Raw genomic sequence first — 20,256 nt, 5'->3', positions numbered from 1 at the left:
AGGGTTAGCAGTTCACGGACCACCCCGTATGTCCGGACCTCACCCGAGGAGCACCGTTGAGCACTGAGACCCCCCGCCGTACCCGATTCAGACTCGGGTCCGGTCAAGCCTCCAAAACCAGAGCCGTCGCGGGCCTCACCGCACTGCTCCTTCCCCTTGCCGCCATGGTCGGCATGGCCTCCCCCGCCGAGGCGGCGACCTCCGCCACGGCCACGTACCTCAAGAAGTCCGACTGGGGCAGCGGCTTCGAGGGCCAGTGGACGGTGAAGAACACCGGTACCACCGCCCTCAGCTCCTGGACCATCGAGTGGGACTTCCCCAGCGGCACCGGAGTCGGCTCCGCCTGGGACGCCACCGTCACCCACACGGGTGACCACTGGACCGCCAAGAACGTCGGCTGGAACGGCTCGATCGCCCCGGGCGCCAGCGTCTCCTTCGGCTTCAACGGCACCGGCTCCGGCAGCGGCGCCGCCACCCACTGCACGCTGAACGGCGCCTCCTGCGACGGCGGCAGCGTCCCCGGCGACAACGCCCCCTCGGCGCCGGGCACCCCCACCGCGAGCAACATCACCGACACCTCGGCGAAGCTCAGCTGGTCCGCGGCCACCGATGACCACGGCATCAAGAACTACGACGTCCTGCGGGACGGCGTGGTCGTCGCCACGGTCACCGGCACCACGTACACCAACTCCGGCCTGACCGCGGGCACCGACTACTCGTACACCGTGCAGGCGCGCGACACCGCCGACCAGACCGGCCCGGTCAGCGGCGCGGTCAAGGTCCACACCACGGGTGGCGGCAACGGTGACGGCGACGGAGACGGCAACGGCAACACCGGCGGCAAGGTGAACCTCGGTTACTTCACCGACTGGGGCGTCTACGGCCGGAACTACCACGTCAAGAACCTGGACACCTCCGGTTCGGCCGCGAAGATCACGCACATCAACTACGCCTTCGGCAACGTCCAGGGCGGCAAGTGCACCATCGGCGACTCCTACGCCGACTACGACATGGCGTACACCGCGGACAAGTCCGTGGACGGCGTGGCCGACACCTGGGACCAGCCGCTGCGGGGCAGCTTCAACCAGCTGCGCAAGCTCAAGGCGAAGTACCCGAACATCAAGGTCCTGTGGTCCTTCGGCGGCTGGACCTGGTCCGGCGGCTTCGGCCAGGCGGCCCAGAACCCGGCCGCGTTCGCCCAGTCCTGCTACGACCTGGTCGAGGACCCGCGGTGGGCCGATGTCTTCGACGGCATCGACATCGACTGGGAGTACCCCAACGCCTGCGGCCTGACCTGTGACACCAGCGGCCCGGACTCGCTGAAGAAGCTCACCTCGGCGCTGCGCTCGAAGTTCGGCAGCAAGAACCTGGTCACCGCCGCCATCTCGGCCGACGGCTCCACCGGCGGCAAGCTCGACCTGGCGGACTACGCCGGCGCCGCGCAGTCGCTCGACTGGTACAACGTGATGACGTACGACTTCTTCGGCGCCTGGGACGCGAAGGGCCCGACGGCCCCGCACTCCCCGCTGACCTCGTACAACGGCATCCCGCAGGACGGCTTCAACTCCGCCGACGCGATCGCCAAGCTGAAGGCCAAGGGCGTCCCCGCCTCCAAGCTGCTGCTCGGCATCGGCTTCTACGGCCGCGGGTGGACCGGCGTCACCCAGGACGCGCCCGGCGGCACCGCCACCGGCGCCGCCCCGGGCACCTACGAGGCCGGCATCGAGGACTACAAGGTCCTGAAGACCAGCTGCCCGACCACCGGCACCATCGCCGGCACGGCGTACGCGCACTGCGGCACCAACTGGTGGAGCTACGACACCCCGGCCACCATCGGCTCGAAGATGACCTGGGCGAAGAACCAGGGCCTGGGAGGCGCGTTCTTCTGGGAGTTCAGTGGGGACACCAGCAACGGTGAACTCGTGAACGCGATGCACAACGGCCTCAACTAGCACCACGGCACGGCACATCGCTTAACCCCCGAAAGCGCCGGGGAGACAGGTCCGCCCCCTGTCTCCCCGGTTTTCGCGTCCCCGGCACCCTCGCGTTCCCGACACCCTCGCGCACGGGCGCCCTCGCGTTCCCGGCGCCCTCGCGCACGGGCGCCCTCGCGTTCCCGGCGTCCTCGCGTTCCCGGCACCCTCGCGCACGGGCGCCCTCGCGTCCCCGGCACCCTCGCGTTCCCGACACCCTCGCGCACGGGCGCCCTCGCGTCCCCGGCGTCCTCGCGTTCCCGGCGCCCTCGCGTTCCCGGCGCCGTCAGCCCCGGTCCGCCGCCCGGTCGATGAGCGCCTGTACGCCGCCCAGGATGCGGTCCGGGCCGAAGTCGAGCGCGTCGGTGCCGCCGGTCTCGAACGCCAAGTCCGCCATGGCCCTGGTCAGGGCGGGGAAGCGGTCGGCGTGCCGGTCGAGGAGCTCGCCCGGCAGCCGGCCCCGCTCGCGGCTGTGCTCGTCTGCCGAGGCCGGCGACTCCAGCCGGCCGGCCGCTCCCGCCACCACGGAGACACCGACGCCGCCTAGGCCACGTTCACCCGCTGGCCGGGCGGTGCCGCCTCCAGCCAGGCCAGGAAGCCGGTCAGCGCGTCCTCGCTCATCGCCAGCTCCAGGCGGGTCTCCCGGTGGAGACAGCCGAGCACGATGGCGTCGGACAGGAGAGCCATCTCCTCCTCGCCCTCCGGCAGGCGGCGGGCCACGACCTCGATCGCGGACCGCTCAAGCACCCGGCGCGGACGCGGCGAGTAGCTGAAGACCCGGAACCAGTTCACCTTGTCGCCGCTGTACCGGGCGACGCCGTACACCCAGCCCTTGCCCGAGAGATCGGGCTCGACGGGCACATCCCATCTCAGGCTGCAGTCGAAGGTCCCGCCGGAGCGCTGAATCAGCCGCCGGCGCAGACCGAAGACGAAGAGCCCCACCGCGACCAGCGCGACGACCAGCCCGCCCACCCACAGCGCGAGGAACATCTCCACCGACCTCCTCGCGTCGTCGAGTAAACGGATACCGCCCGGAACTTCACCTGCATCTGCATCGCCTCAGCCGCGACACGGTCTGGAGGTCTCCAGAACGGGCCGCGGCTGAGGGTAACGCCATGTCATGAGGTGGCTAGTGTGCCGCCACCGCACGCAGTCGTACTTCGGCGCGCCGCTCGGAAGCGGCGTCCGTGTCCGACTTCGCACGCTCCAGCGCACGCTCCGCGCGCTGGACGTCGATCTCGTCGGCCAGCTCCGCGATCTCGGCGAGAAGCGAGAGCTTGTCGTCCGCGAAGGAGATGAAACCGCCGTGCACCGCGGCGACGACGGTCGCGCCGTCGCTCGTACGGATCGTCACCGGGCCCGATTCCAGCACACCCAGAAGCGGCTGGTGACCGGGCATGACGCCGATGTCGCCGGACGTGGTGCGCGCGACGACCAGGGTGGCCTCGCCGGACCAGACACTGCGGTCCGCGGCGACCAGCTCGACGTGCAGCTCAGCAGCCAAGGGTGGCTCCTCGGGTCACCACCCGGCGGTCGTGCCGGGTGTTGGGTCAATTCTACGGGGCGTGGTGAGGGGGACGGGACGCACCCGCCCCCCTCGGTGAGCCGGGGGCTCAGGAGACGCCGAGCTCCTTGGCGTTGGCCTTCAGGTCCTCGATGCCACCGCACATGAAGAACGCCTGCTCGGGGAAGTGGTCGTACTCACCGTCGCAGATCGAGTTGAACGCGGCGATCGACTCGTCGAGCGGAACGTCCGAACCGTCCACGCCGGTGAACTGCTTGGCGACGTGGGTGTTCTGCGACAGGAAGCGCTCGACGCGACGGGCACGGTGGACAACGAGCTTGTCCTCCTCGCCCAGCTCGTCGATGCCGAGGATCGCGATGATGTCCTGGAGGTCCTTGTACTTCTGCAGGATCCCCTTGACACGCATGGCGGCCGCGTAGTGGTCCGCCGCGATGTACCGCGGGTCGAGGATGCGGGACGTGGAGTCCAGCGGGTCCACGGCCGGGTAGATGCCCTTCTCCGAGATCGGACGGGAGAGAACCGTCGTCGCGTCGAGGTGGGCGAAGGTGGTGGCCGGCGCCGGGTCGGTCAGGTCGTCCGCGGGGACGTAGATCGCCTGCATCGAGGTGATCGAGTGACCGCGGGTCGACGTGATGCGCTCCTGGAGCAGACCCATCTCGTCGGCCAGGTTCGGCTGGTAACCCACCGCGGACGGCATACGGCCGAGCAGGGTGGACACCTCGGAACCGGCCTGGGTGTACCGGAAGATGTTGTCGATGAAGAAGAGCACGTCCTGCTTCTGCACATCGCGGAAGTACTCCGCCATGGTCAGACCGGCCAGGGCGACGCGGAGACGGGTCCCCGGCGGCTCGTCCATCTGGCCGAAGACGAGCGCCGTCTTGTCGATGACGCCGGACTCGGCCATCTCCTCGATGAGGTCGTTGCCCTCACGGGTGCGCTCACCGACGCCCGCGAACACCGACACACCGTCGTGGTTGTTGGCGACGCGGTAGATCATCTCCTGGATCAGCACGGTCTTGCCGACACCGGCACCACCGAACAGACCGATCTTTCCGCCCTTGACGTACGGGGTGAGGAGGTCGATGACCTTGACGCCGGTCTCGAACATCTCGGTCTTGGACTCGAGCTGGTCGAAGTTGGGCGCCTTGCGGTGGATCGGCCAGCGCTCGGTGACCTCGGACTCGGCCTCCGGCTTGTTCAGGATCTCGCCGAGGGTGTTGAACACCTTGCCCTTGGTGACATCGCCGACGGGCACCGTGATGCCCGTGCCCGTGTCGGTCACCGGGGCCTGGCGGACCAGGCCGTCGGTGGGCTGCATCGAGATCGCGCGGATCACGCCGTCACCGAGGTGCTGGGCGACCTCGAGCGTCAGCTTCTTGAGCTTGCCGTCCTCGGCCGGGTCGGCCACCTGAACGGTCAGCGCGTTGTAGATCTCCGGCATCGCGTCGACGGGGAACTCCACGTCGACGACCGGGCCGATGACCCGGGCGACGCGGCCCGTGGCAACGGCCGTCTCAACTGTGGTCGTCATTACTTGTCACTCCCCGCGGTCGCGTCGGCCAGCGCACTGGCACCACCGACGATCTCGCTGATTTCCTGGGTGATTTCGGCCTGGCGGGCCGCGTTGGCAAGCCGGGAGAGCGTCTTGATGAGCTCACCGGCGTTGTCGGTGGCCGACTTCATCGCGCGGCGGCGGGCGGCGTGCTCGGAAGCAGCGGCCTGCAGCAGCGCGTTGTAGATGCGGCTCTCGACGTACCGCGGAAGCAGGGCGTCGAGGACGTCCTCCGCCGACGGCTCGAAGTCGAAGAGCGGCAGGATCTCGCCCTTGCCGTCCTCCTGCTCCGTGGCACCGAGACTGAGCGGCAGCATCCGGTCGTCGACCGGGTTCTGCGTCATCATCGACACGAACTCCGTGAAGACGATGTGCAGCTCGTCGACGCCGCCCTCGGCGGTCTCCTGGGTGACCGCCTCGATCAGCGGAGCAGCCGCCCGCTTGGCATCCGCGTACGTCGGGCTGTCGGTGAAGCCGGTCCACGAGTCCGCGATCTTGCGCTCGCGGAAGCCGTAGTAGGCGACACCCTTGCGGCCGATCACATACGTGTCGACCTCCTTGCCCTCACCGCGCAGCCGCTCGGTCAGCTTCTCCGCGGCCTTGATGGCGTTGGAGGAGTAACCGCCGGCCAGACCGCGGTCGCTCGTGACGAGCAGGATCGCGGCCCGGGCCGGAGCCTCGGCCTCGGTGGTCAGCGGGTGCTTGGTGGTGGAGCCGGTCGCCACCGCGGTCACCGCACGGGTGAGCTCGGTCGCGTACGGCGTCGACGCCGCCACCTGGCGCTGCGCCTTGACGATGCGCGAGGCGGCGATCATCTCCATCGCCTTGGTGATCTTCTTCGTGGCGGTGACGGAGCGGATGCGGCGCTTGTAAACGCGAAGCTGAGCGCCCATCGATCAGCCCTCGCCCAGGAGCTTGCCGTCCGAGGTCTCGAACTGCTGCTTGAAGGCGGCGACGGCGTCGGCGATCGCCTGCAGCGTGTCGTCGGACATCTTGGCGCCCTCGCGGATGCTGGTCAGGAGGTCCTTGCGCTCGCGGCGCAGGTACTCCAGCAGCTCCGACTCGAAGCGGCGGATGTCCTCGACCGGGACGTCGTCCATCTTGCCGTTGGTGCCGGCCCAGACGGAGACGACCTGCTCCTCGACCGGGAACGGGGCGTACTGCGGCTGCTTCAGCAGCTCGACCATGCGCTTACCGCGCTCCAGCGAAGCCTTCGAGGCCGCGTCCAGGTCGGAACCGAAGGCGGCGAACGCCTCCAGCTCGCGGTACTGGGCGAGGTCCACGCGGAGCCGGCCGGACACCTGGCGCATGGCCTTGTGCTGGGCGGAGCCACCGACGCGGGAGACCGAGATACCGACGTTCAGGGCCGGGCGCTGGCCGGCGTTGAACAGGTCGGACTCCAGGAAGCACTGGCCGTCGGTGATGGAGATGACGTTGGTCGGAATGAACGCCGACACGTCGTTCGCCTTGGTCTCGACGATCGGGAGGCCCGTCATCGAACCGGCACCCATGTCGTCGGAGAGCTTGGCGCAGCGCTCCAGCAGACGCGAGTGGAGGTAGAAGACGTCGCCCGGGTATGCCTCGCGGCCCGGCGGACGGCGCAGCAGCAGCGACACGGCGCGGTAGGCGTCGGCCTGCTTCGAGAGGTCGTCGAAGATGATCAGGACGTGCTTGCCCTGGTACATCCAGTGCTGGCCGATGGCCGAGCCGGTGTACGGCGCCAGGTACTTGAAGCCGGCCGGGTCGGACGCCGGGGCGGCGACGATGGTCGTGTACTCGAGCGCGCCGGCCTCTTCGAGGGCACCGCGCACGGAGGCGATGGTGGAGCCCTTCTGACCGATGGCGACGTAGATGCAGCGCACCTGCTTGTTCACGTCGCCCGAGCGCCAGTTGTCGCGCTGGTTGATGATCGTGTCGACGGCCAGAGCGGTCTTACCCGTCTGACGGTCGCCGATGATCAGCTGACGCTGGCCGCGGCCGATCGGCACCATCGCGTCGACGGCCTTGTAGCCGGTCTGCATCGGCTCGTGCACCGACTTGCGGACCATGACGCCAGGGGCCTGCAGCTCGAGGGCGCGGCGGCCGTCGGTCGCGATCTCGCCGAGACCGTCGATCGGGGTGCCGAGCGGGTCGACGACGCGGCCGAGGTAGCCCTCGCCGACGCCGACGGAGAGCACCTCACCGGTGCGCCGCACCGGCTGGCCCTCCTCGATTCCGCTGAACTCGCCGAGGACGATCGCACCGATCTCGCGCTCCTCGAGGTTGAGGGCGAGACCGAGGGTGCCGTCCTCGAACTTCAGCAGCTCGTTCGCCATGGCGGAGGGCAGGCCCTCCACCTTCGCGATGCCGTCGCCGGCAACGCTGACCGTACCGACCTCCTCGCGCGAGGCCGCGTCCGGCTGGTACGACTGGACAAAGTTCTCCAGTGCGTCCCGGATCTCCTCCGGCCGGATCGTGAGCTCCGCCATCTGGGTTCCCTGCTCTCCTTGTTGGGCCCGAAGTTTCTTAAGGGGGTCTGGGGGCCGACCCCCAGGAATCTTCTGCAATTTCTGCACGGCCCAACCGGGCCGCTGGTCTTGCTCTGTTCTGTTGCGCTGCGCTTGTGTCAGCCGGCCATGCGGCGGGTCGCCTCGTCGAGGCGCTCCGCGACGGTGCCGTTGATGACCTCGTCACCGACCCGCACCGTGATCCCGCCGAGGACCGCGGGGTCCACGTCGAGGTTCAGGTGCATCTGCCGGCCGTAGATCTTCGCCAGGGCCGCGCCGAGGCGCTGCTTCTGCCGGTCGCTGAGCGGCACCGCCGAGGTGACGATCGCGACCATGCGCTCCCGGCGCTCCGCGGCGAGCTTGGAGAGGGACTCGAGTCCCGCTTCCAGGCTACGTCCACGCGGCTGGGTGACAAGCCGCACGATGACGCGCTCGGTGGTGGGCCGCGCCTTTCCGCCGAGCAGGCTGCGCAGCAGCTCGCCCTTGGCTGCGGAGGTCGCGGTCCGGCTGGTGAGCGCGGCGCGCAGACCGGTGTCCGAGGCGACGATGCGGCCGAACCGGAAGAGCTCGTCCTCCACGTCGTCCAGGTCGCCGCCTCGCTGGGCGGCGGTGAGGTCGGCGGTGTTCGCCAGCTCCTCGACCGAGTCGACCAGGTCACGCGACTGCGACCAGCGCGAGCGGACCATGCCGGAGACCAGATCGACGGCTTCGCCGCCCACCTGGCCGCCGAGCAGCCGGGCTGCCAGCTCGGCCCTGGCCTCGCCGGGCTGCGCCGGGTCGGTCAGGACCCGGCGCAGCGACACCTCGCGGTGCAGCAGCGCCGTGACGCCGGCCAGGTCCTCGGCGAGCTTCGCCGCGTCGACCGACGTGCTGTCGGTCAGCGCGTCGAGCCGCTCGCGTGCGGCAGCCAGTGCCTCGCGGCTCGCGCCGTTCATCGGACGGCCTCGGCCTTCGCCTCGAGCTCGTCGAGGAAACGGTCGACGGTGCCGCTCTGCCGGGCGTGGTCCTCCAGGGACTCGCCGACGAGCTTGCCGGCCAGGTCGGTGGCGAGCTTGCCCACGTCCTGGCGCAGCGCTGCGGCGGCGGCCTTGCGGTCGGCCTCGATCTGGGCGTGGCCGGCGGCGACGATCTCGTCGCGCTGGCGCTGGCCCTCCTCGCGCATTTCCTGCAGGATCACGGCGCCCTGCTCCTGCGCCTCCTGGCGCATACGAGCGGCTTCGTGGCGGGCCTCGGCGAGCTGAGCCTTGTACTGCTCAAGAACGCTCTGGGCCTCGGTCTGGGCCGCATCGGCCTTCTCGATACCGCCTTCGATGGCCTCGCGGCGCTCTTCCAGAACCTTGTTGATGTTCGGGAGGAGCTTCTTGGCGAGGAAGCCGAAGACGATGAGGAAGGCGATGAGGCCGATGACGAGCTCGGGGATCGGCGGGATGAGAGGGTTTTCCATCTCCTCCGCTGCGACCGTAAGCAACTGGCTCACATCAGTGCCTTTCGTCTAGGTGGCTGGTCGTGGATCCGAAGATCACGGGCCGTAGACGAACGGCATGACCAGACCGATGAGGGCGAGCGCCTCACAGAAGGCGAAGCCGAGGATCTGGTTGGCGCGGATCAGGCCGGCAGCTTCGGGCTGACGGGCGAGCGCCTGGGTGCCGTTACCGAAGATGATGCCGACGCCGACGCCGGGGCCGATGGCGGCGAGGCCGTAACCGATGGAGCCGAGGGAGCCGGTGACGGCAGCAAGGGTCTGGGACATGCCAGTTCTTCCTTCTCTTTCACGGACCGGTGGGGGTTGGCCACCGGACGACTTCAGGGTCGGAGCGCGGGATGCTCAGTGGTGCTTGGCGAGCGCGCCCTGGATGTAGGTGCAGGTCAGGAGCACGAATACGTACGCCTGCAGCGCCTGGATGAAGAGCTCGAAGGCGGTCATCACGATGGTCATCACGAAGGACACGCCGGCATAGGCGAACCCGATGCCGTTGAGCAGGTACCAGCTGGCGATCGTGAACAGCAGCAGCAGCGTGTGGCCGGCGAACATGTTCGCGAACAGTCGCACCGCGTGGGTGAAGGGCCGCACCAGCAGGTTCGAGAAGAACTCGATCAGCATCGCCAGCGGCAGGACCGGGCCGAGCGACTTGTCGTAACCGGTGATGTTCTTCCACGCCCCGACGAAACCGTGGCGCTTGAAGGTCAGGCTGACCCACAGGATGTAGACGATGGCCGCGAGCACCGCGGGGTACGCGATGATCGACGTCACGGGGAACTGGGCGACCGGGATGATCGACCAGAGGTTCATCATCCAGACGAAGAAGAACAGCGAGACGACGAGCGGGACGTACTTCTCACCCTCGCGCTTGCCGATCGTCTCGTAGACGATGCCACGGCGGATGAAGTCGTATCCGGCCTCGGCCGTCATCTGAAGCTTGCCGGGCACCAACTTCGGCTTGCGGAAGGCGGCCCAGAAGAAGCCGACGATGATGATCGAGCCGAGCAGGGCCAGCAGCATCGGCTTGTTGAAGTACAAGTTGCTGTCCCCGTCGCCCCACAGGGGCTCGAACAGGAACGAGTGCAGGCCGGGTGCCGGGAAACCACAACCGTCGAAGATGTGGCAATCGGTCTCGAAGGCGAGCACCTGTGTCGGGTCAGCACTCACCGCGGGCTCCTTCAGCGTGGCGCATAGGTACGGCAACCTCGTTGTGTCGGCGCGGCGCACAGCCGCGGTTCGGCACTGGACTGGTGTTTCGGATGTGTGAGCGGCAGTCAGGCATGTGAGCCTCGCGATCGAGCAGGCGTCAGCTCACATGCACGCGCCCGCAGTGCCGCAGTTGGAACCGGACGATAGCAGGGTCCTGACCCCGCACTTATTCCGCCCCTACCCTTCACGCTCCGGACCCCGGCTTCCCGGGCTTCTCGCCCTTGTCGGACTCGGGTTCCACGTAAAGGATCTTGGCCTTCATGTGCGCACGCGCCTGTGCGCCGATCCACACGAGGGTCGTCGCGACCAGGGTGATCGCGAATGCCTTCGGGTTGAACATCGTCGTGTTCTTGAATGCGGCGACAAAGATGAACAGCAGGAGCAGCTGGGCCGTGTACAGCATCAGCCCCATCGCCTGGAACAGGTGAGGCAGGGACTTGGCCGTCCGTTGCAGGACCACCAGTCCGATCCCCATGAAGAGGATGACCACGATCGTCGCAACGACCGCGCCCAGGGCTCCCTTGCCGCCGGCGACACCAGCGCTGATCGCGGCGGCTACGGCGCCGGCGACAGCGGTGGGCACGGCGGTCTGGAGGAGAGTCCGGACGTCGTTGGACGGCATGGCGGCAGCTCCGCTTGCAGGGGGTGGGCAGTGTGTCGTCATGGACGAGCGTAGGCCCGGTCAGAGTCGATGCCTCGGGCCGATGGACCGTGCTACATCAGGTCCTTCGGCCCCGTCACCGGGCTTCGTGAACGGTATCACAAACTATTTGATGAGGTCTTTACCAAGAAAGTGTGCTTGCTGTCACACGTGAGGGCTAACGAGCACGTGTGAGCGATGCACGCTTTCGATTTGTCTGCTAATGGGAGGCGCTGACCGATTCACCGACGGGTGGAACCGGCCTCGCGGCGGTCCGCGAAACGCGATCGGTGGCCGATGGCGGTCGCTCCGTTGACGCCCGAGACGCCTGCGGCGACCGGGGCCGACCCGGCGGCCTCGCGGTCCTCCGCGCCGCCCTGCGGGCCCTCCTGCGCCCCGTCCGCCCCTTCCCGGTCCATCTGGCCGTCCACGGGCCCCTGTTGGCCCTCCACGGCCCCGGACGGCTCCGCCCCGGGGGTCTCCTGCAGGCGGCGCCGTCTGCGCCGGTAGCGCGGCGGTACGAAGCTTTCCGCCCAGCGCGGGGCGCGCGGGGTGAAGCGCGGCATCAGGAGCAGGATCAGGCCGAGCGCGCTCAGGCCCACGACCACCAGGACGACCCACATGGACGCCGAGTGCACCGAGTAACCCACCGCGCCGAAGGCGATCAGGGCCGACCAGAAGTACATGATCAGGACCGACCGGCTGTGCGAGTGGCCGATGTTCAGCAGCCGGTGGTGCAGGTGGCCGCGGTCCGCCGCGAAGGGCGACTGGCCGTTCCAGGTGCGCCGCACGATCGCGAGGACCAGGTCGGCCGCCGGGATCGCGATGATGGTCAGCGGCAGCAGCAACGGGATGAAGACCGGGAGCATCGCGTGGGTCGCCTGGCGCTCACTGCCCTCGAAGATCATCATGTTGTCCGGGTCGACCTGCCCCGTCACCGAGATCGCGCCGGCCGCCAGGACGAGGCCGATCAGCATCGATCCCGAGTCGCCCATGAAGATCCGGGCCGGGTGCATGTTGTGCGGCAGGAAGCCGAGGCACATGCCCATCAGGATCGCGGCGAAGAGCGTCGCCGGGGCGGCGGCCTCGATGGTGTGCCCGTACCAGAGCCGGTAGGTGTACAGGAAGAACGCGGTGGCGGCGATGAGGACCATGCCCGCCGCGAGCCCGTCCAGGCCGTCCACGAAGTTGACGGCGTTGATCGTGATCACGACCAGCGCCACGGTGAGCAGCGTGCCCTGCCACGGGGTGAGGGCCACGGTGCCGATGCCCGGGATCGGCAGCCACAGGATCGTCAGGCCCTGGAGGACCATGACGGCCGCGGCGAGCATCTGCCCGCCGAGCTTGATCAGGGCGTCGATCTCGAACTTGTCGTCCAGCACGCCGATCAGCCAGATCAGCGCCGCCCCGGAGAGCAGCGCCCGCGGTTCGCTGGACAGCTCGAAGACGCCGTCGAGGTTGGCGAGGTGGTTGGCGACGATCAGCCCCGCGCACAGCCCGCCGAACATGGCGATGCCGCCGAGACGCGGGGTCGGTTCGCGGTGGACGTCGCGCGCGCGGATCGCGGGCATCGCCCCGACCGCGATGGCGAACTTGCGCACCGGACCGGTGAGCAGGTAGGTCACAGCGGCCGTGACACAGAGTGTCAGCAAATAGTCACGCACGGGCTGCCCCACAAATGTCGCCGGCCATCTCAGCCCACACCTTAACTACGTCGGTCCCATGGTGAGGGACACAGATGTCCCCGTGATGGTTGCACGGACCGCCGTCATCACGGACAAGGGGGCGATGCCACCCGGGGCGGGGCGGGTGGAGCGCCGCGGGGTCAGCGGGGTGCGGAGACGCCGGTCAGCGCGGTGACGACCGGGTCCAGCGCCTGGCTGATCTCGTCGCCGATGGACCGGAAGAACGTGATCGGGGCGCCGTACGGGTCGTACACCTCGTCGGCCTCCGCGGTCGGCGCCAGCAGCCAGCCGCGCAGCGCGGCGGCGGCCCTCACCAGGGCGCGGGCGCGCTCCACGACGCCCTCCTCGCGGGCGTCGGGCAGGGTCGCCGGGTCTATGGCCCGGACGAGCCGGGTGAACTCCTTGAGCGTGAAGGTGCGCAGCCCGGCCGAGTGGCCCATGGAGATGACCTGGGCCCGGTGGTCGCGGGTGGCGGTGAGGACCAGGTCGGCGCGGATCACGTGCTCGTCGAGCAGTTCACGGCCGGTGAAGCCGGTGGCGTCGGCCCCGAAGTCGGCGAGCACCACCTCGGCGTTGGCCTCCATCGGGGCGCCCTCGTGGCCCCAGGTGCCCGCGCTCTCCACGATCAGCCCGCCCTGGAGGGGGTCGCCGAGGCGGTCCACCAGGGCATGGCGGGTCAGCCGCTCGGTGATCGGCGAGCGGCAGACGTTGCCGGTGCTGACGTGGAGGATGCGGAAAGTGCCGGCCCGCCCCGCTATGCCACGCCCCTCGGGGGCGGTCAATTGGCCACCTCGAGGTCGGGTACCACCTTGCGCAGGTCCTCCGCCGAGAGCGCGCCGGCACGCAGCAGGACGGGCACCTTGCCGGTGACGTCCACGATGGAGGACGGCACGATGCCCGGGGTCGGCCCGCCGTCGAGGTAGACGGAGACGGAGTCGCCGAGCATCTCCTGGGCGGCGTCGCAGGTCTCCGGCGAGGGGTGGCCGGTGAGGTTGGCGCTGGAGACGGCCATCGGGCCGACCTCCGTGAGCAGTTCGATGGCGACCGGGTGCAGCGGCATCCGGACGGCGACGGTGCCCCGGGTGTCGCCGAGGTCCCACTGGAGCGAGGGCTGGTGCTTGGCGACGAGGGTCAGGGCGCCGGGCCAGAACGCGTCGACCAACTCCCACGCCTGCTCGGAGAAGTCGGTGACCAGGCCGTGCAGGGTGTTGGGCGAGCCGATGAGGACCGGCGAGGGCATGTTGCGGCCGCGCCCCTTGGCCTCCAGCAGGTCGCCGACGCTCTGTGAACTGAAGGCGTCCGCGCCGATCCCGTACACGGTGTCGGTGGGCAGCACGACGAGTTCGCCGCGGCGGACGGCTGACGCGGCCTCGCGCAGACCCGTCGTACGGTCGGTCGCGTCGTTGCAGTCGTATCGCCGTGCCATCAGCCGGCCTCCTCAAGCATGTACGGGTAGGGCTGGTACGGGTCGTACGGGTGACGGGCCCCGGTCACGGCATCGCCTTGCGGGCCGTGGCGAACCGGGGGCGCCGGTTGAGGTCGGGGTGGTCGGCCGCGTCCGCCCAGCCCCGCTCCTCGGTGAAGATCCAGGGCACCTGGCCGCCCTGGGTGTCGGCGTGCTCGATGACGACGAGGCCGCCGGGGCGGAGCAGGCGGTGGGCGGTGCGCTCGATGCCGCGGATGGTGTCGAGGCCGTCCTCGCCGGAGAAGAGCGCCATCTCGGGGTCGTGGTCGCGGGCCTCGGGCGCCACGTACTCCCACTCGGTGAGCGGGATGTACGGCGGGTTGGAGATGACCAGGTCGACCTGGCCGTCGAGTTCGGGCAGGGCGGTGAGCGCGTCGCCGCGGTGCACGGTGACCCTGGAGTTCTCGGCGTTCTTCCGGGTCCACTTCAGGGCGTCCTCGGACAGCTCCACGGCGTGCACGCGGGAACGCGGCACCTCCTGGGCCATGGCGAGGGCGATGGCGCCCGAACCGGTGCACAGGTCGACGATCAGCGGCTCGACGACGTCCATCGCGCGCACCGCGTCTATGGCCCAGCCGACGACCGCTTCGGTCTCCGGCCGGGGCACGAAGACGCCGGGTCCGACCTGGAGCTCCAGGTAGCGGAAGAAGGCGCGCCCGGTGATGTGCTGGAGGGGTTCGCGGGCCTCGCGGCGGGCGATCGTCTCCCAGTAGCGGGCGTCGAAGTCGGCGTCCGGCACGTTGTGCAGCTCGCCCCGCTTGACGCCGTGCACGAACGCGGCGAGTTCCTCGGCATCGAATCTCGGTGAGGGAACACCGGCGTCGGCCAGCCGCTGGGTGGCCTGGGCCACCTCGGCGAGCAGCAGGTTCATCGCGGTTCTCCGTACGGGGTCACGAGCGGGGCGGTGGGGTCAGGCGGCGGCGAGCTTGGCCGCGGAGTCGGCGTCGACGCATGCCTGGATCACCGCGTCCAGGTCTCCGTCGAGCACCTGGTCCAAGTTGTACGCCTTGAAGCCGACGCGGTGGTCCGAGATGCGGTTTTCCGGGAAGTTGTAGGTACGGATCTTCTCGGATCGGTCGACCGTGCGCACCTGGCTGCGACGTACGTCCGAGGCTTCCTGCTCGGCGGCCTCCTGGGCGGCGGCCAGCAGCCGGGAGCGCAGGATGCGCATGGCCTGCTCCTTGTTCTGGAGCTGGCTCTTCTCGTTCTGGCAGGAGGCGACGACGCCGGTGGGCAGGTGCGTGATGCGGACGGCGGAGTCGGTCGTGTTGACGGACTGGCCGCCGGGGCCCGAGGAGCGGTAGACGTCGATGCGCAGGTCGTTGGCGTGGATCTCGACGTCGACCTCCTCGGCCTCGGGCGTCACGAGGACGCCGGCGGCGGAGGTGTGGATGCGGCCCTGGGACTCGGTGGAGGGCACGCGCTGCACGCGGTGCACGCCGCCCTCGTACTTCATCCGGGCCCATACGCCCTGGCCGGGTTCGGTGGCCCCGTTGCCGCCCTTGGTCTTCACGGCGACCTGGACGTCCTTGTAGCCGCCGAGCTCGGACTCGGTGGAGTCGATGATCTCGGTCTTCCAGCCGACGCGCTCGGCGTAGCGCAGGTACATGCGCAGCAGATCGCCGGCGAACAGCGCGGACTCGTCGCCGCCCGCCCCGGCCTTGATCTCCAGGAGCACGTCCTTGTCGTCGCTGGGGTCCCGGGGTACGAGCAGGAGGCGGAGCTTCTCGGTGAGGTCCTCGCGCTCCTTCTCCAGCTCCTTGACCTCGGCGGCGAAGTCCGGGTCGTCGGCGGCCAGCTCGCGGGCGGTCTCGATGTCGTCACCGGACTGCTTCCAGGAGCGGTACGTGGCGACGATCGGGGTCAGCTCGGCGTAGCGCTTGTTGAGCTTGCGCGCGTTTGCCTGGTCCGCGTGGACCGCGGGGTCCGCGAGCTGCTTCTCGAGATCGGCGTGCTCGCCGATCAGTTCCTCGACCGCCTCGAACATCTTCGGGCTCCTGGTTCCTTCGCTGGTCGTGCCTGCCGGCCGGCGGTTGCCTGCCGGGCGGGGTGCGGAGGGTTCCGTGCCCCGGCCGGAAAAAACGCCGGCCACGGCGCCCCCGGGAAGAGGGCGCCGCGGACCGGCGCGGACGGCTCGCTACTTGCTGGCAGTGGCGGCCTTGCCGAAGCGGGCCTCGAAGCGGGCCACGCGGCCACCGGTGTCGAGGATCTTCTGCTTGCCCGTGTAGAACGGGTGGCACTCGGAGCAGACCTCGGCACGGATGGTGCCGCTGTCCAGCGTGGACCGGGTGGTGAACGACGCGCCACAGGTGCAGCTGACCTGCGTCTCGACGTACTGGGGGTGGATGTCGCGCTTCAAGGGTTTCTCCTAGGTTCGGGAGGGCACCGGGTCGTACGCGCGGATTGCGCGTCCGTGAACCGGGGCCGACGTACCAGTCTGCCAGGACCGGCCGTATCTCCCAAAACCGGGGTGGACGGCCGGGTATTCCCGGGCGGATCTGATCACCGCACGATCTTCCCCGCGTCGCCCTTGTCGCCGGCCGACTGCTCGGTGGCGGAGGCGGGGATCGGCCGGTCCCGGCGCAGCGCGTCCCACACCTGCTGGCCGGCCTTCTCCAGCGGGACGACGCGGTTGGGGTCCGCGGGGTCGTACTGGACGGGCAGGGTCACCATGTGGACGTCGTTCGCGCCGAGCCCCTTGAGGCCCTTGGCGAAGCTCGCGAGCTCGGTGACCGAGCCGAGGTCGGAGTCGGTGGTGATGGCCTTGGTGGCGGTGTCGGCGATGCCGTAGAGCTTGGTGCCGTTGAATACGCCCACGCTCTTGACCTGCTGCATCAGCGCCTTGATGAATGCCTGCTGGAGCTGGATGCGGCCGAGGTCGCTGCCGTCGCCGACGCTCTTGCGGGTGCGGACCAGGCCGAGGGACTGCTCGCCGTCCAGGGTGTGGGTGCCCGGTTCGAGGTTCAGATGGCTCTTGGGGTCGTTGATCGCCTGCTTGGTGGTGATCTCGACGCCGCCGAGCTTGTCGACCAGCTTCTTGAAGCCGGTGAAGTCCACCTCGGTGTAGTGGTCCATGCGGATCCCGGACATCGACTCGACGGTCTTGACCGCGCAGGCCGGGCCGCCGACCTCGTACGCCGTGTTGAACATCGCCCGCTGCTGTCCGGCGACGGGCCTGCCGCTCTCGTCGCCGGTGCAGTCGGGGCGGGTGACGAGGGTGTCGCGCGGGATGGAGACCACACTCGCGGACTTGTGGCCCTTGTTGACGTGGACGACCATCGCGGTGTCCGAGCGGGCCGCGCCCTCGTCGGTGCCGTACTCGCCGTTCGCGCCGGAGCGGGAGTCGGAGCCGAGGACGAGGATGTCCTCGGAGCCGTTGTCGACGTTGTGGGGGCGGTCCTTGCCGAGCGCGGTGTTGATGTCGACGGCCTGGAGATTGCCGTTGAGGTGGACGTAGGCGTATCCGAGCCCCGCTCCTGCGACGACGACCGCGCCGGCCAGGCTCCAGACGGCTGTGCGGGTCGCTCTGCGGCGGCGGGACGGCTTCCTCCGGCGTTTGCCGGTGGCCCGTATTCGGCTGCCGCTCCCGCTCTGCTCGCTCATGCTCTCCCTCGTTCCCTCGGCTGCTCCCGGCTACCCCCTGCAGTGGTGAGCGGGTGTGTGTGCCGCTTTGTCGCTGTTGTTCGTCACTCCTGGGTACGACGCGGCGGCGACAAGAAGGGTTGCACAGGCGTCCGTGGCCTCCGGGCGAGCACCGGACGGCTTCCGGGCGGCCGGCGGCAGCCGGTGACCCGGCGTTCACCTGCGGTTTCGTGGCCGGTACGGACGACCGGCGGCGGGGCTGAGCGGGACCTGCCGTGTGGTGAAGGTCTCGGAACGGCAACGGCGTACGGCGCAGGGCCGCCCCCGGCACCGAAGTGGCGGGGGCGGCCTGTGTCCTGCTGCCGGAGGGGCTTCGACTAGTCGTTGTTGCCCGGGGCCGGCGTGGTCTTCTGGATCTGGAGCAGGAACTCCGCGTTGGACTGGGTCTTCTTCATCCGGTCCAGGAGGAGCTCGATGGCCTGCTGCTGGTCGAGGGCGTGCAGCACCCGGCGCAGCTTCCAGACGATCGCCAACTCGTCGCTGCCGAGCAGGATTTCCTCCTTGCGGGTGCTGGACGCGTCGACGTCCACCGCCGGGAAGATCCGCTTGTCGGAGAGCTTGCGGTCGAGCTTGAGCTCCATGTTGCCGGTGCCCTTGAACTCCTCGAAGATCACCTCGTCCATGCGCGAGCCGGTCTCGACCAGCGCGGTGGCCAGGATGGTCAGCGAGCCGCCGTCCTCGATGTTGCGCGCGGCACCGAAGAAGCGCTTCGGCGGGTAGAGCGCGGTCGAGTCGACACCACCGGACAGGATGCGGCCGGAGGCCGGGGCGGCGAGGTTGTACGCGCGTCCCAGGCGGGTGATCGAGTCCAGCAGGACGACCACGTCGTGGCCCAGCTCTACCAGGCGCTTGGCACGCTCGATGGCCAGCTCGGCGACGGTGGTGTGGTCCTCGGCGGGACGGTCGAAGGTCGAGGAGATGACCTCGCCCTTCACCGACCGCTGCATGTCGGTGACCTCTTCCGGACGCTCGTCCACCAGGACGACCATCAGGTGGCACTCCGGGCTGTTGACCGTGATCGCGTTCGCGATGGCCTGGAGGATCATGGTCTTACCGGTCTTCGGCGGGGCCACGATCAGGCCACGCTGGCCCTTGCCGATGGGGGCGACCAGGTCGATGATCCGCGTCGTCAGCACGTTGGAGTCGGTCTCCAGGCGGAGCCGGTCCTGCGGGTAGAGCGGCGTCAGCTTCTGGAACTCGGGGCGGCCGCGGCCGGTCTCGGGCGCCATGCCGTTGACCGAGTCGAGGCGGACCAGCGCGTTGAACTTCTCGCGGCGCTCGCCGTCCTTGGGCTGGCGCACGGCACCGGTGACGTGGTCACCCTTGCGCAGGCCGTTCTTGCGGACCTGGGCGAGCGAGACGTACACGTCGTTCGGGCCGGGCAGGTAGCCGGAGGTCCGGATGAACGCGTAGTTGTCGAGGATGTCCAGGATGCCCGCGACGGGGATCAGGACGTCGTCGTCGCTGACGGGCGGGGCGTCGCTCGCGAAGTCGTCGCGTCCACGACGGCCTCGGCGGTCGCGGTAGCGCCCGCGACGGCCGCGCCGGCCGCCCTCGTCGTCGAAGCCGTCGTCCTGCGGTCCGCCGCCGCCCTGGTTCTGGCCCTGACCCTGGCCCTGGCCCTGGCCGCCCTGGCGCCGGCCGCTCTGGTCGTCGCCCTTGCCCCGGCGGTCGCGCTGGCGCTCACGGCGCTCACCGCGCTCACCCCGGTCACCGCGCTGGCCGCGCTCCTGGCGGTCGCCACGGCGCCCCTCGGCGTTGTCCGCGCCGGCCTCGGCCTTGGCCTCGGAGCGGTCCTCGGCGGGAGCCTCGTGCTTCTGCTCGTGCTTCGGCTCGTCCTGCGCCCGGTCCTTGGTCTGCGCCTTGGCGTCCGGCTTGCTCTCCGGGCTGCCCGCCTGGGCGGTCGCGCGGCGGCGACGGCGCTCGCCCGTGGGCTGCTCGTCGCTGGCCGGCTGGCCGGGGATGTCGATCTGCTGCTGGGCCGCGGCCTTGTCGGCGGGCGCGGCGGCCGGGGTCTCGTCGCCCGCACCGGTGCGCGCCTTGGAGGTGGCGCGGCGCTTCGGCTTGGTCTCCGCCGCCTCGGCGGGGGCGGCGGCCTTGGCCTTGGGCGCGGCGGAGCCGCCACCGGCCTGGGTCTCCTTGATGACCTCGATCAGCTGGCTCTTGCGCATCCGCGCGGTGCCCTTGATGCCGAGGCCGGACGCGACCTGCTGCAGCTCGGCCAGGACCATGCCCTCAAGGCCGGTGCCGGAGCGGCGGCGCCGTGCGGTGGTGCCAGTGGCAGCACCTTCGGCGGGCGCGGCGCTGTCGACGTTCTTGTCGGCAGTCACGCCCATCAGATCGGTGGTGTCGCTCACGAAGGGTCCTTCCCTGGAGCGGACGTCGGCCTTCTGGCTCGGCGACCGGTTGTGCTGTCCGGCTGCGGTCCTCGGTGGTGCGGCCCGTGCCGGGGCGGTGGTCCGCCGGGTAGAACGGCGGAGAGATGAACGTGTGCATGGGCCCGGCGCGAGCATCCCCCTGCTCGGCCCACTCCTGGACGAGCGAGGGGTGTCGTGCCGGTTCCGGAGCGTGCTCGCAACTGCTCAGGCAGGCTGCTCAG

General features: G+C 69.7%; 20 protein-coding genes. 1 reads left to right on the top strand and 19 read right to left on the bottom strand.

Annotation, left to right across the window (positions count from 1 at the left end; genetic code table 11):
• Positions 1-56: 56 nt before the first annotated feature.
• The gene (locus E6R18_RS09990; protein ID WP_136316503.1) at positions 57-1,952 is read left to right on the top strand and encodes a glycoside hydrolase family 18 chitinase; all 1,896 of its coding nucleotides are present in this window, start codon (positions 57-59) and stop codon (positions 1,950-1,952) included.
• Between the two features lie 307 nt (positions 1,953-2,259).
• Here E6R18_RS09990 and E6R18_RS09985 read toward each other — a convergent pair whose 3' ends face one another.
• The 19 genes from E6R18_RS09985 to rho all read right to left on the bottom strand — a co-directional run bounded on the left by E6R18_RS09985 (position 2,260) and on the right by rho (position 20,014).
• Entirely contained in the window at positions 2,260-2,499 is a 240-nt protein-coding gene (locus E6R18_RS09985) for a hypothetical protein (protein ID WP_206308253.1), read from the bottom strand.
• A gap of 17 nt (positions 2,500-2,516) precedes the next feature.
• On the bottom strand, positions 2,517-2,963 hold the full coding sequence (locus E6R18_RS09980; protein ID WP_136316565.1) for a DUF2550 domain-containing protein: 447 nt from the start codon (positions 2,961-2,963) through the stop codon (positions 2,517-2,519).
• 139 nt (positions 2,964-3,102) lie between these two features.
• Positions 3,103-3,477: a F0F1 ATP synthase subunit epsilon gene (locus tag E6R18_RS09975; protein ID WP_136203291.1), complete on the bottom strand. Its 375-nt coding sequence runs from the start codon at positions 3,475-3,477 to the stop codon at positions 3,103-3,105.
• A 109-nt stretch (positions 3,478-3,586) separates the two neighbouring features.
• The gene (gene atpD, locus E6R18_RS09970) at positions 3,587-5,029 is read right to left on the bottom strand and encodes a F0F1 ATP synthase subunit beta (RefSeq protein ID WP_136316502.1); all 1,443 of its coding nucleotides are present in this window, start codon (positions 5,027-5,029) and stop codon (positions 3,587-3,589) included.
• Positions 5,029-5,943, bottom strand: a complete 915-nt coding sequence (locus E6R18_RS09965; protein WP_136316501.1) for a F0F1 ATP synthase subunit gamma — start codon at positions 5,941-5,943, stop codon at positions 5,029-5,031. The genes atpD and E6R18_RS09965 overlap by 1 nt, the downstream gene beginning before the upstream one ends.
• A gap of 3 nt (positions 5,944-5,946) precedes the next feature.
• A complete protein-coding gene (atpA, locus tag E6R18_RS09960) occupies positions 5,947-7,518 on the bottom strand; it encodes a F0F1 ATP synthase subunit alpha (protein ID WP_136316500.1) in 1,572 nt (523 codons plus the stop codon).
• A 137-nt stretch (positions 7,519-7,655) separates the two neighbouring features.
• A complete protein-coding gene (locus E6R18_RS09955) occupies positions 7,656-8,471 on the bottom strand; it encodes a F0F1 ATP synthase subunit delta (protein ID WP_136316499.1) in 816 nt (271 codons plus the stop codon).
• Positions 8,468-9,013: a F0F1 ATP synthase subunit B gene (locus E6R18_RS09950; RefSeq protein ID WP_136316498.1), complete on the bottom strand. Its 546-nt coding sequence runs from the start codon at positions 9,011-9,013 to the stop codon at positions 8,468-8,470. The genes E6R18_RS09955 and E6R18_RS09950 overlap by 4 nt, the downstream gene beginning before the upstream one ends.
• Positions 9,014-9,055: 42 nt before the next feature.
• Positions 9,056-9,286 carry an ATP synthase F0 subunit C gene (gene atpE / locus E6R18_RS09945; protein WP_030768902.1) on the bottom strand — a complete coding sequence of 77 codons (231 nt, stop codon included), beginning with the start codon at positions 9,284-9,286 and terminating at the stop codon, positions 9,056-9,058.
• Between the two features lie 75 nt (positions 9,287-9,361).
• Complete coding sequence (gene atpB, locus E6R18_RS09940; protein ID WP_136316497.1) at positions 9,362-10,183, bottom strand: F0F1 ATP synthase subunit A; 822 nt, start codon at positions 10,181-10,183, stop codon at positions 9,362-9,364.
• A gap of 226 nt (positions 10,184-10,409) precedes the next feature.
• Positions 10,410-10,847 (bottom strand): hypothetical protein, encoded by a 438-nt coding sequence (locus E6R18_RS09935; RefSeq protein ID WP_136316496.1) that lies wholly within the window; start codon positions 10,845-10,847, stop codon positions 10,410-10,412.
• Positions 10,848-11,107: 260 nt separating this feature from the next.
• On the bottom strand, positions 11,108-12,541 hold the full coding sequence (locus tag E6R18_RS09930) for an MraY family glycosyltransferase (protein ID WP_136316495.1): 1,434 nt from the start codon (positions 12,539-12,541) through the stop codon (positions 11,108-11,110).
• Positions 12,542-12,690: 149 nt separating this feature from the next.
• Positions 12,691-13,332: a protein-tyrosine-phosphatase gene (locus tag E6R18_RS09925; protein ID WP_136316494.1), complete on the bottom strand. Its 642-nt coding sequence runs from the start codon at positions 13,330-13,332 to the stop codon at positions 12,691-12,693.
• Positions 13,329-13,976 (bottom strand): L-threonylcarbamoyladenylate synthase, encoded by a 648-nt coding sequence (locus tag E6R18_RS09920; RefSeq protein WP_136203282.1) that lies wholly within the window; start codon positions 13,974-13,976, stop codon positions 13,329-13,331. Before E6R18_RS09920 ends, E6R18_RS09925 begins: the two co-directional genes overlap by 4 nt.
• Before the next feature lie 64 nt (positions 13,977-14,040).
• A complete protein-coding gene (gene prmC, locus E6R18_RS09915) occupies positions 14,041-14,886 on the bottom strand; it encodes a peptide chain release factor N(5)-glutamine methyltransferase (RefSeq protein ID WP_136316493.1) in 846 nt (281 codons plus the stop codon).
• 39 nt (positions 14,887-14,925) lie between these two features.
• Positions 14,926-16,002, bottom strand: coding sequence for a peptide chain release factor 1 (prfA, locus tag E6R18_RS09910; RefSeq protein ID WP_136316492.1), 1,077 nt, complete (start codon positions 16,000-16,002; stop codon positions 14,926-14,928).
• Positions 16,003-16,152: 150 nt separating this feature from the next.
• Positions 16,153-16,374, bottom strand: a complete 222-nt coding sequence (rpmE, locus tag E6R18_RS09905; RefSeq protein WP_136316491.1) for a 50S ribosomal protein L31 — start codon at positions 16,372-16,374, stop codon at positions 16,153-16,155.
• Positions 16,375-16,517: 143 nt separating this feature from the next.
• Positions 16,518-17,618 (bottom strand): LCP family protein, encoded by a 1,101-nt coding sequence (locus E6R18_RS09900; RefSeq protein ID WP_136316490.1) that lies wholly within the window; start codon positions 17,616-17,618, stop codon positions 16,518-16,520.
• A 356-nt stretch (positions 17,619-17,974) separates the two neighbouring features.
• Positions 17,975-20,014 carry a transcription termination factor Rho gene (rho, locus tag E6R18_RS09895; protein WP_136316489.1) on the bottom strand — a complete coding sequence of 680 codons (2,040 nt, stop codon included), beginning with the start codon at positions 20,012-20,014 and terminating at the stop codon, positions 17,975-17,977.
• Between the last annotated feature and the right edge of the window lie 242 nt (positions 20,015-20,256).

Source organism: Streptomyces sp. A1277, assembly GCF_004795015.1.
GTDB lineage: Bacteria > Actinomycetota > Actinomycetes > Streptomycetales > Streptomycetaceae > Streptomyces.
Note: the sequence above shows the minus strand (reverse complement) of the source record. Positions and strands in the feature narration are given on the sequence as shown.

Coding starts and splice junctions, on each gene's coding strand:
- E6R18_RS09980 (WP_136316565.1), bottom strand. CDS start 2,963: ATGTTCCTCGCGCTGTGGGTGGGCGGGCTGGTCGTCGCGCTGGTCGCG.
- atpD (WP_136316502.1), bottom strand. CDS start 5,029: ATGACGACCACAGTTGAGACGGCCGTTGCCACGGGCCGCGTCGCCCGG.
- E6R18_RS09965 (WP_136316501.1), bottom strand. CDS start 5,943: ATGGGCGCTCAGCTTCGCGTTTACAAGCGCCGCATCCGCTCCGTCACC.
- atpA (WP_136316500.1), bottom strand. CDS start 7,518: ATGGCGGAGCTCACGATCCGGCCGGAGGAGATCCGGGACGCACTGGAG.
- E6R18_RS09955 (WP_136316499.1), bottom strand. CDS start 8,471: ATGAACGGCGCGAGCCGCGAGGCACTGGCTGCCGCACGCGAGCGGCTC.
- atpE (WP_030768902.1), bottom strand. CDS start 9,286: ATGTCCCAGACCCTTGCTGCCGTCACCGGCTCCCTCGGCTCCATCGGT.
- E6R18_RS09935 (WP_136316496.1), bottom strand. CDS start 10,847: ATGCCGTCCAACGACGTCCGGACTCTCCTCCAGACCGCCGTGCCCACC.
- E6R18_RS09920 (WP_136203282.1), bottom strand. CDS start 13,976: ATGGCACGGCGATACGACTGCAACGACGCGACCGACCGTACGACGGGT.
- prmC (WP_136316493.1), bottom strand. CDS start 14,886: ATGAACCTGCTGCTCGCCGAGGTGGCCCAGGCCACCCAGCGGCTGGCC.
- prfA (WP_136316492.1), bottom strand. CDS start 16,002: ATGTTCGAGGCGGTCGAGGAACTGATCGGCGAGCACGCCGATCTCGAG.
- E6R18_RS09900 (WP_136316490.1), bottom strand. CDS start 17,618: ATGAGCGAGCAGAGCGGGAGCGGCAGCCGAATACGGGCCACCGGCAAA.